This window comes from Streptomyces sp. NBC_00224 (genome assembly GCF_041435195.1).
Taxonomy (GTDB): domain Bacteria; phylum Actinomycetota; class Actinomycetes; order Streptomycetales; family Streptomycetaceae; genus Streptomyces.
Map to the genome: position 1 here is coordinate 1694188 of NZ_CP108106.1, position 12994 is coordinate 1707181.

The following is a 12994-nucleotide window of genomic DNA, read 5'->3' on the forward strand; positions in this document are numbered from 1 at the left end:
ACAGGCTCTCAGCCCTTGACGGCTCCCTCGCCGACGCCGCGGAAGAAGTAACGCTGCAGGCAGGCGAAGAGCACGATGAGCGGGGCGACGGCGATGACCGTGCCCGCCGCGACGAGCCGTTCGTCGTTGGCGAAGGTGCCGTGCAGATAGTTCAGGCCGATGGTGAGGGTGAAGCGGTCCGGGTCGCTGAGGACGATCAGCGGCCACAGGAAGTCGTCCCAGGCGCCCATGAAGGCGAAGATGGCGACCACGGCGAGGGTGCCCTTGACGGCGGGCAGGGCGATCCGCAGATAGCGCTGCCAGGCGTTGGCGCCGTCGACGTACGCCGCCTCCTCCACCTCGTACGGCAGGTTGAGGAAGGCGTTGCGCATCAGCAGGACGTTCATCGCGCCGATGGAGCCGGGCAGGACGACCGCGATGAGGGTGTTGTTGAGGCCGAGGTCCCGCATGGTGGTGAACTGGGCGATGATGATGCCCTCGACGGGGACCAGCATGGCGAGGATGAACGCGAGGGTGGCCGCCCGGCGGCCCCGGAAGCGCATCCGGGCCAGTGCGTATCCGGCGAGCGAGGCGCCGACGCAGTTGGTGACGACGTTGGCGGCGGCGACCTTCAGCGAGTTCAGGGCGTAGTCCCAGACCGGGATGGTGTCGGCCACGCGCGCGTAGTTGTCGAGGGTCGGCTGCCCCGGCAGGAACTTGGGCGGGGAGCTGAAGATGTCCTCGTGCGGGCCCTTGAGCGAGGTGGAGAGCTGCCAGAGGAAGGGGCCCACGGTGAGGGCCAGGACCATCAGGAGCAGGGCGTAGCGCAGCACGAGCTGCCAGAGGGGGACGCGCCGCCCTTCCGCGTCGGTGACGCCCGCCCTGCGGCGGCGCACGGCGGGCACCGGGCCCGAACGGGGCTCTGTTGCGGTGTCGGTGTCGCTGTCGGTCTTCACGCGTCCTCCCTCCGGTCCGCCCGCAGCACGAGCAGCATCAGTACGACGGTGACGACGAAGACGACCACGGAGATCGCCGAGGCGTAGCCGACCCGGCCGGTGAGGCCGGTGCCGACGCGCTGGACGAGCATCACCAAGGTGGTGTCCTCGCCCGCGGGGCCGCCGCTGGGCCCCGCCATCAGATAGACCTCGGAGAAGACCTTGAAGGCCGAGACCGAGGAGAGCGCGGCGACCAGGACCATGGTGGAGCGCAACGCCGGCACGGTGACGGTGAAGAAGCGGCGCACCGCCCCGGCCCCGTCGACCGCCGCCGCCTCGTGCAGTTCGCGCGGTACGTTGGCCAGCGCCGCCAAGTAAATGATCATGTAGTAGCCGAGGCCCTTCCAGACCGTGACCGCCATCGCGCTGCACAGCAGCAGCCACTGGTCGCTGAGGAAGCCGACCTTGCCGACGCCCACCGCCTCAAGGACCGAGTTGATCAGCCCCCGGTCGTCGAGCATCCACACCCAGATGAGGCCGACCACGACGATGGAGGCCACGACCGGGGTGTAGAACGCCGCCCGGAAGAAGGCGATGCCGGGGATGTGCCGCTGGACGAGCAGCGCCAGGAGCAGCGGCAGGATCACCAGGGCCGGGACCACGCCGAGGACGTACAGCGTGCTGTTGCGCAGTCCGGTCCAGAACATGTCGTCGTGCCACAGCTCGCGGAAGTTGGCGAGGCCCACGTAGTGGCCGGGCACCAGGGTGCGGCGGTCGGTGAAGGAGTTCACCACGGTGCTGACGAACGGGTACAGGCTGAACACCCCGACGACGAGCAGTCCGGGCGCCGCGAACAGCCAGGGGCTGGACGGCAGATGGCGCCGGATGCGGCGGCCGGCCCGGAGCGGCCCGGAGCGGGTGCTCCGGGCCGCCGGGGCGGCGGCGAGGGTGCCGGACGGGTCCGCCGTGGAGGCGGTGGGGCTGTTCATCGAACGGCTCAGCTCTGCTTCAGCAGCTGGTCACAGGCCTTGACAGCGTTGTCAAGCGCTTCCTTGGGGCTCTGCTTGCCCTGGAGCGCCTTGGCCACCTCGTTGCGCAGCGCGGTCTTCATCTGCTCGCTGAACAGCACCGGCGTGTAATTGGCCGCCGTCTTCAGGGACTTGGCGGCGGCGATCCGCACCCGGGTGTCGTCGGTGCCGTCCTCCTTGGTGAAGTACGGGTCGTCGAGCGAGCCCGCGGTGCTCGGGAAGATGGCGACCTTCTTGGCGAACTCCATCTGGCGGGTAGCGTCGGTCACGAAGTGCGCGAAGGCGACGGCCGCGGGCTTCTGCTTGGCCTTGGAGTTCACCATGACGCCCATGACGTACATGTTCGCCTTGCCGGTGCTGGTGACCTGGTCGGTGATCCCGATGTTCTTGTAGAGCGTCGGGGCCTGCTTCCTGAAGTTGGCGAGGTCGAGGGCGCTGCCCGGGTTCATGGCCACCGACTCGGTGAGGAACTTGTGGCCGGCGGACTCGGGGGTGGCGGTCAGCGCCTGCGGGTCGAGCGCCTTGGCGTCGTACAACTCCTTGTACTTGGTGAGGAGTTCGACCCCCTTGGCGTCGTTGAAGGCGAAGCCGTCGCCGCTCTTGTTCATCGGCTCGACGCCGTAGCGCCCGAAGTCCTCGATGGCGGGCACGTTGGCGAAGGTCGCGATCTTGCCGTTGCTCTGCCGGGCCATCTTCAGCCCGGCCGCGAAGACCTCGTCGTAGGTCTTCGGCGGCTTCTCCGCGTCCAGCCCGGCTTCCTTGAACAGCCGCTTGTTGTAGAACATCGGGCCCGTGTTGAGGTACCAGGGGAAGGCGTAGGTGCCCTGCATGCCGGGTATCTGGTGGGCCTGCCAGGCGCCGGGCAGGTACTCCTTCCGGTACGCGGACGCCGCCTTGTCGAGGTCGAGCGCGAGACCGGCCTTCGCGAGCGGGGCCACCAGGTCGGGCGAGACGTTGACGACATCGGGCAGGGTGCCGCCGGCGGCGTCGGCGCTGATCTTGTCGGCGTAGCCCTCGGCGGGCCGGTCGACCCACTTCACCTCGGTGCCGGGGTACTTCTTCTGGAACTCCGCGATCACGCCGTTGAAATAGTCCTTGAAGTTCGCCTGGAGGTTCCAGGTCTGGAAGATGATCTTCCCTTCGACCTTGCCGGACGCGTCGGACGAACCGGAGTCGGAGTCGCTGGAGCAGGCGCTCAGCGGCAGGACGGTGGCGAGGACGGCGGCAGCGGCGAATGCCCTGCGGGAGATGCGCACGGTGTACGGCTCCTTTGCTCGGACCAGACGTGCGGACGGCGGAGGCCGGCCTCGCAGGGGGCCCGGGGGCTGTCCCCAGGAAAGGCGCGGTACCGGACGCTCACATCGGCAGACTTTGCGGTGCGATTCTTCAAAAAGTCAATAGGTAGCCCTAGTTGGATGCTGTACGTGCAGGTCATCGGCGTGCGATGGGGTAGTTGCAGCGATCTACTAATGCGCTTTAGAGTCATAGGGCTCAAGCGCTTTAGTACGCTGGGGCATTCACCGGCCGCAGACCGGCCGGATCCAGCGGGAAAGGGGCACGGGTGACGGACAGCCCGCCGTCCGGCAAGCACACGCAGGCGGCCCGGCGCACTGTGGCGCGCCGCCCGACGATGAAGGACATCGCCCAGCGGGCCGGGGTGTCGGAGAGCGCGGTGTCGTTCGCGCTCAACGACCGCCCCGGCGTCTCCGAGGTCACCCGGGACCGGGTCCGCCGGGTCGCCGAGCAGCTGGGCTGGCGGCCGAGCACGGCGGCCCGGGCGCTCTCCGGCGAGGGCGCGGCCACGGTCGGCCTGGTGGTGGCGCGCCCGGCGGCGACCCTCGGCGTGGACTCGTTCTTCCTCCAGCTGATCTCCGGCATCCAGGAGGTCCTGGCGGAGCGTCAACTCGGCCTGCTCTTCCAGGTGGTGGAGGACGTGAAGGCCGAGTGCGCGGTGTACCGGCGCTGGTGGGCCGAGCACCGCGTGGACGGCGTCCTGGTGGTCGACCCGCGCACCGACGACCCGCGCCCGGAGCTGCTCGACGAGCTCGGGCTGCCGGGGGTCGTGATCGGCGGGCTGCCGGACGCGCACCCGAACCTGTCCCAGGTGCGCGCCGACGACGCCGGGGCGATGGCGGCGGTCGTCGGCAGGCTGTACGAGCTGGGGCACCGCAGGGTCGTGCACATCGCGGGCCTCGACTCGCTGGCCCACACCGACCGCCGCATCCGCTCCCTGCGCGCCGAGGCCGAACGGCGCGGCCTGACCGGGGTGCGCTCGGTGACCACGGACTACTCGGACACCGAGGGCGCGGCGGTGACCCGCCGGGTGCTGGGCGGAGAGGCGGCGCCGACCGCGCTGGTCTACGACAACGACGTGATGGCGGCCGCCGGCGCCGCCGTGGTGGCGGGGCTCGGCCTCGCGGTGCCGGGCGACGTCTCGATCGTGTCGTGGGAGGACTCGGTGCTGTGCCGGATGGTCCACCCGTGGCTCACCGCGCTCTCCCGGGACACCATCGCGTTCGGGCGGCTCGCCGCGCGGGAGCTGACCGCGCTGCTCGACGGCGCCGCCGCCCGGTCGGTCCCGATGCCGCTGCCCCGGCTGATCGAGCGCGAGAGCACCGCTGCTGCGCCGCTCACCCGGGCCTGAGCAGCAGGAGCGCCACGTCGTCGCTGCGCCCCTGGGTCTCCTGGACATGGCGTACGAGGCTGTCGGCGACCTCCTCCAGGGGGCGCCCGCCCTCGGCGGCGAGCCGGTCGGCGACGGCGGCCAGCGACTCGTCGAGGTCGACGCCCGCGATCTCGATGAGGCCGTCGGTGTACAGGGCGAGGACCGACCCGGGCGGCAGCGCCACCTCCGTGGTCGGGTAGACGGCGTCCGCCTCGATGCCGAGCAGCGGGCCACCGGCCAGATCCAGCGTGCGCACTCGGCCGTCCGGGTCCCTGAGCAGCGGCTGGGGATGTCCGGCGCGGGCCAGCAGGGCGCGTCCGCGCGCGGTGTCCAGCTGCAGATAGATGCAGCTGGCGAAGCGCTCGGTGGCGAGGTCGACCAGGAGCCGGTTGGTGGACTCCATGACCCGGCCGGGGGTCTGGCCGACGGCGGTGTAGGCGCGTACGGCGGTGCGCACCTGGCCCATCAGGCCCGCCGCGGTGACGTCGTGGCCCTGGACGTCGCCGATCACGGCGGCGGCCGCGGTGCCGACGGGCAGCAGGTCGTAGAAGTCGCCGCCGATGTCCATGCCCAGGGTGGCCGGCAGATAGCGCGCGGCCACTTCGAGCCCGGGCAGGTCCGGCAGGGTGTCCGGCAGCAGGGCCTCCTGGAGGCCGTGGGCGAGCCGGTGCTTGGTGTCGTAGAGCTGCGCCCGCTCCAGGGCCTGCGCGATGAGGCCGCCCACGCTGGTCAGCACCGCGCGCTCCTCGGCCGTGAAGGCGCGCTCCTCGGCGTAGCCCAGCACACAGGTCCCCACGGCGCGGCCGGAGGCGATCAGCGGCAGATAGGCCCAGGCGGCCATGCCGTCGGGGGTGGCGTGCCGGACCGGGTAGAGGCGCTCCAGCTGCCGGCGCGACTCGAAGAACCCCGGTACGCCGGTGAGCAGGGCGCGCACGCCCGGCGTCGGGGCGGTCAGCGGCATCCCGTCGAACCTGTCCACCACCGAGGGGTCCTCGTATCCGCGCTGTCCCAGCACGTGCAGGCGGCCGCCGGAGGAGCCGAGCATGACCAGGGTCCGGCTGCCCACGGCCGGCATGATCTCGTCGGCCACCAGGTCGATCACGTCCTGTACGCCCACGGCCTCGGTCAGAGCGCTGGCCAGGCTCAGGACGTGCGAGATGGTCACAAGACGCCCCGGCCCCTCCCCCTCGTCGCGCGGCGGACGGCCTCCCCGGGGCGTGGCGCGGGCCCGGGTGATGCGCACGCTGAGCCCGGTGGTGCTGGGGTAGAGCCGGAAGGAGAGCCAGTCGCCGGGCGGGCGCAGCGCCACGAACGAGGTGATCCGCTGGCTGAGCAGCGCCGCCCGGTAGCGGTCCTCGTACATCGGGTCGTTCAGCCAGGGCAGGGTCACCCACGGCGGGGTGCCGAGCAGGCTCTCGACCGGGATGCCGAGCAGGTCGGCGGCCGCCTGGTTGGCGTACTCGACCCGTCCGTCGAGATCGAGCGCGCACAGCCCGTACGGCAGGCGCGCGGCCATCCGGGCGGCCTCGGCGGCGCCGCTCTCCCCCGGGGGCGGCTCCACGGGGCGCACGCCGGGCTCCGGCAGCACGGGTCTGCCCTGGCCCGCGGCCCACTCCATGTACTCGGCGAGCCGGTCGCAGGCGGCGCCGAGCCGCTCGCGCTCGTGGCGGGAGAGGTCCGCCGGGTGCGAGCCGGGCCAGGTTGCGTAGACGGCCCCGTAGACGGTGTCGGCGGTGGCCACGGGGAGCGCGGCCAGCGCGAAGGGGTAGGGCAGCACGACCGCGATCCGGGGGTAGCGGCCCGCCATCTCCTCCTCGCCGCCGACCCAGACCAGACGCCGTTCGCGGGCCGCGTCGGCGACCGGGATGGGGGCGGCGAGCCCGACCCGCTCCCAGGGCGCGGCGAACACCCTGGGCAGCCCCGCGATCGCGGCCATGACCAGGACGTTCTCCCCGCGATCGAGCACATAGACGGCACCGGAGTGCGCTTGGACGTCGTCCAGCAACCCGGTCAGCACCCGGGACAGGACCGCCTGGTGCGGGGGCGCGCGGTCGGGCCGGGGCCCGGGCGCATCCCGGTCGGGCACGGCGGACCACCTCCTCCACGGCCGCGCGCGGACACCTCTGGAAGATCCAGGCTGCCCGCTCGCGGCCGTCCCCGCACGGCGAGAGGGCCCGGCGGCGGGGCGGGGCGGCCCGGCGGGAGCCGACCGGGGGACAGCTCCGCCGGGGTGACGGCGATTCGCGTGGAAGATCCCTCCGCCTCCGTTATAAATCGGACGAAATAACTGACGGATCGTCTGACCGGAAGAGAGGGCTCCGAGTGCGACAAATGCCCCGGTGGGGGCCACAGCAGCCCTTATGTGAAAGGCAGTTGAACTTCGACGGAGCCAACTACTTCTGGCCTGCTGCCTCGTTCACTCATCAGTGAGAGTCACTTCATGTGGGCAGCGTGTGACGTATCAGCGCAAGCCATGTCCACACCATCTAATTTTCGACGCACCTTCCCACCCATGAAGGAAGCCTCATGCGCCGAACCACCCTCGCCGCCGCGCTGTCAGCCGCCGTCGCACTGACCGCCGCGGTCGCCATGCCGACTGCCGAGGCCGCCCCCCACGGCGCCCTCCGGCCCGCCCTCGACGCCAAGCCGTTCCAGCCGCCCCTGACGCCCACCGCGCCCCCGGTGACCCGGACCCTGAGCCCCGGTGTCACCCTCACCACGTACACCTTCGGCAAGAAGAACGCGGACGACTTCTGGACCGTGCACGTGTACCTGCCCGCCGAGCCCGGCGGCCGGGTCGGCAAGGCCACGACCGAGCTGGGCCCCAAGGACACGGCGGACCAGGTCGCACAGGCCCTGCGCGAGAAGGGCTTCACGCCACGGGTCGAAGAGGTCCGCTCGCCCGCGTACGCCGACCTCGCGGCCGGCACGCTGGGCTGGACGGTCCGGGTGGGCGGCTTCGCCGAGCGGCCCGACGCGACCGCCGAGCTGGCCAAGGTGAAGGCCGCCGGGTTCACCGGCGACACGCGCTACACCGCGCAGGACGGCACCGACCTCCAGGCCCCGCAGAAGGTCAACGTCATAAGAGTCGACTTCCGGGAGTTCCAGGGCAAGGTGGACACCGAGTTCGGGCCCACCCTGCACGGCACCGAGCCCGCGACCGACCTCGTCGCCCGCGCGCACGCGATCGCGGGCATCAACGGCCAGTGGTTCTACAACGACGCCCCCGGCGGGTTCTACGTCAAGGACGGCAAGGTGCTCGCCTCGGCGACCCAGGGCCGGGGCGCGATCCTCATCACCAAGGGCGGCCGGTCCGTCCGCGTCGACGCCATCAAGGCGCACATCTCGCTGCAGACGCCGGGCGGCGCCATCGAGGAGATCGACGGCGTCAACCGCTTCCCCGGCGACGTCTGGAACTGCGGCGGAGTCGGCGGCGACACCCCGACCGAGAAGCCGCAGCACGACTTCGAGTGCACGGACCCCAGCGAGCTGGTGCAGTTCACCCCCGAGTGGGGCGCCGCGCCGAAGGGTGCGGGCGCCGAGGCCGTCCTCGACGCCGACAACGAGGTGGTCGCGGTGAACGCCTCGCGCGGGGCCGCCGTCCCGGACGGCGGATCCACCATCCAGGCCATCGGGGACAGCGCCGAGTGGCTGCTCGGCCATGTGCACGTGGGCGACGAGCTCGGCATCCGCACCCGCGTCAGCGACAGCTACGGCCGGCCGGTCCCGCTCACCCGGGACACCACGATCATGCAGGTCGGCCCGACCCTGGTGCGGCACGGCAAGGTGTCGGTGAACGCGCTGGCGGACGGGATCATCCGGTTCGGCGCCGACCAGTCGTTCACGTACGACTGGACCAACCGGGCCAATCCGCGCTCGATGATGGGCGTGGACGACCGCGGTCGGCTGATGCTGGCCGTGGTCGACGGCCGCCAGGCGGGCTACAGCGAGGGGCTGAGCGTCGCGCGCACCGCGGAGCTGATGCGCCAGCTCGGCGCCCGTGAGGCGCTCAACCTCGACGGCGGCGGCTCCAGCGTGATGGCCACGGCGGCCGACGGCGTCATCAACCACCCGTCGGACTCCTCGGGCGAGCGCTCGCTGGGCGACGCCTGGGTCATCAAGCCCTGATCCCGTACGTCCCGGAGGACTGACCGGTCAGTCCTCCGGGGGCTCCTCCGGCGGCACCACCGGCCGCTCGGCCGACAGGTCCGCCTCCGTGCCGTCCGGCACGAACTCGCACCACACCGCCTTGCCGTCGCCCCTGGGCTCGATGCCCCAGCGGGCCGACACCGCCTCGATGAGCATCAGACCGCGCCCGGAGGTGGCCGCCTCGCCGGGGGTGCGGCGGCGCGGGCGGACGCTGGAGCGGTCCTTGACCCACAGCCGTACCCGCCGCACCGGCTCGGGCAGCACCTCCAGGGTGAGGACGGCGCCGCCCTCGGTGTGCAGCAGCACATTGCCCAGGAGCTCGCCCGCGGCCAGCTCCACGTCGTCGACGAGCTCCCCGAACCCCCAGTCCTCCAGAGCCCGGCGCAGGGCCACCCGGGACTCCGCGAGGCCCTCGGGGTCGGCCTGGTGGATGTACTGGTGGATGCGGGGGGCCTGCGGGGTGCCCGGGTCGGGGGCGCGGCGCAGCACGAGCAGGGCGACGTCGTCACCGGTGCCCCAGCGCTCCCAGAGGGTGGCGGAGAGGTGGTCCGCGAGCGCGTCGGCCCCCTCGGGGCCCGTTCTGACGGCCCCCTCCAGGGCGTCCATCCCGGCCGCGATGTCCAGGCCCGGCTCCTCGACGAGCCCGTCGGTGCACATCACCATCGTCTCGCCGGGCACCAGGTCCAGCCGGGTCTCGGGGAACTCCTCGTCCTCGAACTCGGTGGCGAGCCCGAGCGGGAGTCCGCCGCGCAGTTTGGGGCGGCCCACCCGGCCGTCGGTGTGCCGGATGAACGGCCCCAGGTGGCCCGCCCGGACGGCCCGTACACCGCCGGAGGAGAGGTCCACCTGGGCGTACGTACAGGTCGCGAAGCGTTCGGTGTCGAGCTCGGCCAGGAAGCGCGAGGCGCGGGCGAGCACGGTCGCGGGCGGGTGCCCCTCCCCCGCGTACGCGCGGATCGCGATCCGCAGCTGGCCCATGATCGCGGCGGCGTGGGTGTCGTGGCCCTGGACGTCGCCGACCACGACCCCGACCCGCCCCCGGGGCAGCGCGATCACGTCGTACCAGTCGCCGCCGACCTCCCGGCCGCCCCAGGCCGCGTGGTAGCGCACGGCGATCTCGGCGCCGGGGACCTCGGGCACGTGCCGAGGCAGCATCGACGCCTGGAGGCCGGTCGCGAACTCGCGCTCCTGGTCGAAGAGGATGGCCCGCTGGAGCGACTGGGCGAGGATGCCCGCGAGCCCCAGACAGAGGTTGCGGTCCTCGGCCGAGAAGTCGCTGCGCCCCCGGAAGAAGAGCGCGAGCCCGCCGACCGGGCGGGCCTGGGCGATCAGCGGCAGGAAGGCCGCCGCGTCCAGCTCCAGGTGCTGGATGAACGGGGCGAGCCGGGGAAAGGTGTGGCCGAGCTCGCCGAGCGAGGTGACGAACCGGGACCGGCCGGTCAGCACGGCCTCGGCGAGCGGCAGCGAGTCGTCCAGGCGGTGCAGCTTCAGCTCGTCGAGCGCGTCCATCGAGTCGCCGGCCGTCGCGATGACCTTGAGCGCGCCGCCCTCGACCAGGCCGAGGACGAGCCCGTCGGCGCCGAACCGTTCCATCCCGTCGGTGCCGGTGAGGACGGCGGCGACGTCCTCGACGGTCACCGCCTTGGAGAGGGCCTCGGTGGTGCCCTGGACCATGCCGGTGATGCGTCTTCGGCCCGCCTCCAGCGGGCTGATCAGCGTGAACTCGGTGAGTTCGGTGGAGGCGTTGCGGACGATCCCGAGGACGCGGTACGCGCTGCCCCGCTCGTCGCGCAGGATCCGCCCGCGCACATGGGTCCACTGCCGGTGTCCGTTGCGCCGCCGCAGCTGGAAGTAGGCGCCGTAGGAGGAGCGGCCGGTCTGCATGGCCTCGTCGATCACCGCGTTGACCCGCATGCCCTCCTCGGGGGGCACCCGGGAGACCAGCGAGTCGGGGTTCCCGTCGTATTCGTCGGGCTTCAGGTCGAAGACGGCGAGACCGGCGTCATCGAACGCAAGGGTGTTGTTCGCCAGGTCCCAGTCGAAGCTGCCCATGCGGTTGAGGGCCAGCCTCTCGCCCGGCCCGATCTCCCGTCGGTCGCGTCCAGCCACTGCGTCAGCTTAACTTCGGGGGTTTTTCCTCCGCATCACGGAGCCGCACCCGAGTGGCCCGTTGTGGTGCGGTCGGCCCACAGCCACCCGTTCGGCCGCGCCCCCCGGGCGCCGGGGGCGGGATTGTGCCGCAGTACCGCGTCGATCAGCCCCGAGGTCGCTTCGGGGAAGTCCATGGGGACGATGCCGAGGCCGGTCCTGCCCGGCAGCGCCGAACCGTTCAGGAAGTCGCGGACCTGCGGGTTGAGCCGGGCGGCGTTCCACTCGGGCGGCAGAGCGGCCGCCGTGCTCACATAGTTGATGTAGAGCTTGCCCGGCTGGTCGGCGGCCTTGCGGAACTGGGCCTCGATCTTGGGGTACTTGCCGAAGGGCTCGGCGTTGTAGTCGTCCTGGATGTCGAAGAGCGCCGGGTCGCCGTAGCGCACGCCGGGCAGACCGCCGTTGTCGGCGAGCAGCACCACCTTGCCCCGTGCCTCGCCCAGCGTGGGCAGCGCGCCGTCGAGGCGGAACAGCGGCCGCCAGCCCTTCTGGTCGAGGTAGAGGTCGAAGATCCGGCGGAACTCCGCGTCACCGACCGTCGAGTACTCCTGCTTGACGCGCATCAGCACGGTTTCGCCCGGGTGGGCGGCGAGGAAGTCCCGGCAGGCGATCAGCACGTCGCCGAACATCAGGTTCTGGTAGAAGGCGGCGTGGTGGATGGCGAAGGCGTCGCCGGTGGCCCGGCAGCGTACGTCCAGGAAGCGGATGCCGGCGTTCAGCTGAGCGGCGACGACCGCGCTCTGGCACTTCACCCACAGGCCGCCGAAGCGGGCGCCGGTGTCGTGCGTGCCGGGAATCGTCAGCTGCCGCAGCGCGGTCGTGCCGCCGAGGCCCGCCATCCAGTCGCCGGTGCCCAGCGCGCGGGCCCGGGCGGGCGCGGCGCCCGCGTACGCGAGGAGTCCGGCGGCCGGAAGCACGGCCGCTCCTTTGAGAAAGCCACGCCGGTCCATGCCCACGCTCCCCTTGCCGCTCGGCGGCCCCCCAGGGCCCACCCGGTCATCGCTGTGGCATGGAAGCACAGCGGGCCGCAGGAGAACAGGCGTCGCGCAGCACCGATTACCGCCCGGTAGTCCTGTCCGTACGTGTCACCGGTAGTCCCCGGGGTCCGCGTCGAGCCCCCGCTCGCGGTCCTCCAGGAAGCGCCAGATGTCGGGGCGGGAGCCGTCGACGTCGGTGAAGCCGTAGACGCGGGCGAGTTCGCCGGAGCTGACCGACTTCTGGTTCCAGCGGGCCCGGTCGCCGTCGGCCGCCAGGGCCGCGACCGCGCGCCCCACGAACCGCGGCGACTCCGAGAGCGCGAAGTCCGGCGGGGCCGCGGCCTCGCGCCAGTTCTCCTCGGTGACGCCGAAGGCGTCGAGCATCATCTCCGAGCGCAGCCAGCCGGGCGTGAGGGAGACGGCGGTGCCTCCGTAGGGCCCGAGCTCGTGCCCCTGCGAGAACGCCAGCCGGTTCACGGCGACCTTGGCCAGGTCGTAGAAGACGGAGAGCCGGTAGTGCGCCGCGTTGTAGGCGGCGGTGCCGTCGGTCACCTCGACCAGCAGGCCGCCGGGCCGGTCGATGAGCAGCGGCAGCAGGTGATGGGAGGTGATCAGATGGGTGTCGACGGCGAGCCGCAGGATGCGCAGTCCGTCGTCGAGGTCGTGCTCCCAGACCGGCGTGTTCCAGTCGGCGGGGCCGCCCTTGAGGAGTTCGGCGCCCCAGATGTCGTTGACCAGGACGTCGACGGCGCCGTACTCGTCGGCGATCCGCTCGGCCAGCGCCTTCACCTGGGCGGGGTCGAGGTGGTCGGCGGCGACCGCGACGCCGGTGCCGCCGAGCCGGGTGACCAGCTCGGCGGTCTCCTCGACGGTCTCGCCGCGGTCGTAGTCGGACGGGATCGGATGCCTGCGGCTGCTGCGGCCGGTGCACACCACGGTCGCGCCCGCCTCGCCCAGGGCGGCGGCGATGCCCCGGCCGGCGCCCCGGGTGGCCCCGGCCACCACGGCCACGCGCCCGCGCAGCGCCCGCCCGGCCGGTTCGGCCCGAGGTCCGTCCACGGTCCGAGTCTGCCCGCGCCGAGGCCGCGGATTACCGGTTCGGCCCCGTATTCG

Annotated in this window: 9 protein-coding genes; 2 read left to right on the forward strand and 7 right to left on the reverse strand. The window is 72.2% G+C overall.

Annotation, left to right across the window (positions count from 1 at the left end; translation table 11 throughout):
- Positions 1-8 precede the first annotated feature (8 nt).
- From OG965_RS07545 to OG965_RS07555, 3 genes are read right to left on the reverse strand one after another with little or no spacing between them, the layout of a single operon-like run.
- The gene (locus OG965_RS07545; protein ID WP_371656875.1) at positions 9-884 is read right to left on the reverse strand and encodes a carbohydrate ABC transporter permease; all 876 of its coding nucleotides are present in this window, start codon (positions 882-884) and stop codon (positions 9-11) included.
- A gap of 47 nt (positions 885-931) precedes the next feature.
- Positions 932-1903, reverse strand: coding sequence for a carbohydrate ABC transporter permease (locus OG965_RS07550; RefSeq protein ID WP_371650439.1), 972 nt, complete (start codon positions 1901-1903; stop codon positions 932-934).
- 8 nt (positions 1904-1911) lie between these two features.
- Positions 1912-3198 (reverse strand): extracellular solute-binding protein, encoded by a 1287-nt coding sequence (locus OG965_RS07555; protein WP_371650441.1) that lies wholly within the window; start codon positions 3196-3198, stop codon positions 1912-1914.
- A gap of 374 nt (positions 3199-3572) precedes the next feature.
- Between OG965_RS07555 and OG965_RS07560 the strand changes: the two genes are divergently transcribed.
- On the forward strand, positions 3573-4586 hold the full coding sequence (locus OG965_RS07560) for a LacI family DNA-binding transcriptional regulator (RefSeq protein ID WP_371656876.1): 1014 nt from the start codon (positions 3573-3575) through the stop codon (positions 4584-4586).
- Here OG965_RS07560 and OG965_RS07565 read toward each other — a convergent pair.
- Entirely contained in the window at positions 4573-6693 is a 2121-nt protein-coding gene (locus OG965_RS07565; RefSeq protein ID WP_371650443.1) for a SpoIIE family protein phosphatase, read from the reverse strand. The genes OG965_RS07560 and OG965_RS07565 overlap by 14 nt on opposite strands.
- A gap of 440 nt (positions 6694-7133) precedes the next feature.
- Between OG965_RS07565 and OG965_RS07570 the strand changes: the two genes are divergently transcribed.
- A complete protein-coding gene (locus OG965_RS07570; RefSeq protein ID WP_371650445.1) occupies positions 7134-8735 on the forward strand; it encodes a phosphodiester glycosidase family protein in 1602 nt (533 codons plus the stop codon).
- A gap of 27 nt (positions 8736-8762) precedes the next feature.
- Here the strand turns inward: OG965_RS07570 and OG965_RS07575 are convergent, their stop codons facing one another.
- The 3 genes from OG965_RS07575 to OG965_RS07585 form a co-directional block, all read right to left on the reverse strand.
- On the reverse strand, positions 8763-10808 hold the full coding sequence (locus OG965_RS07575; protein WP_371656877.1) for a SpoIIE family protein phosphatase: 2046 nt from the start codon (positions 10806-10808) through the stop codon (positions 8763-8765).
- 92 nt (positions 10809-10900) lie between these two features.
- The gene (locus OG965_RS07580) at positions 10901-11854 is read right to left on the reverse strand and encodes a phosphatidylinositol-specific phospholipase C (RefSeq protein WP_371650447.1); all 954 of its coding nucleotides are present in this window, start codon (positions 11852-11854) and stop codon (positions 10901-10903) included.
- Between the two features lie 135 nt (positions 11855-11989).
- Positions 11990-12940, reverse strand: a complete 951-nt coding sequence (locus OG965_RS07585) for an SDR family oxidoreductase (protein WP_371650449.1) — start codon at positions 12938-12940, stop codon at positions 11990-11992.
- Positions 12941-12994 lie beyond the last annotated feature (54 nt).

Bases quoted from the DNA above. Each gene is read 5' to 3' on its own strand.
- OG965_RS07580 (WP_371650447.1), bottom strand. From the start codon at position 11,854: ATGGACCGGCGTGGCTTTCTCAAAGGAGCGGCCGTGCTTCCGGCCGCC.
- OG965_RS07560 (WP_371656876.1), top strand. From the start codon at position 3,573: ATGAAGGACATCGCCCAGCGGGCCGGGGTGTCGGAGAGCGCGGTGTCG.
- OG965_RS07550 (WP_371650439.1), bottom strand. From the start codon at position 1,903: ATGAACAGCCCCACCGCCTCCACGGCGGACCCGTCCGGCACCCTCGCC.
- OG965_RS07570 (WP_371650445.1), top strand. From the start codon at position 7,134: ATGCGCCGAACCACCCTCGCCGCCGCGCTGTCAGCCGCCGTCGCACTG.
- OG965_RS07575 (WP_371656877.1), bottom strand. From the start codon at position 10,808: ATGGGCAGCTTCGACTGGGACCTGGCGAACAACACCCTTGCGTTCGAT.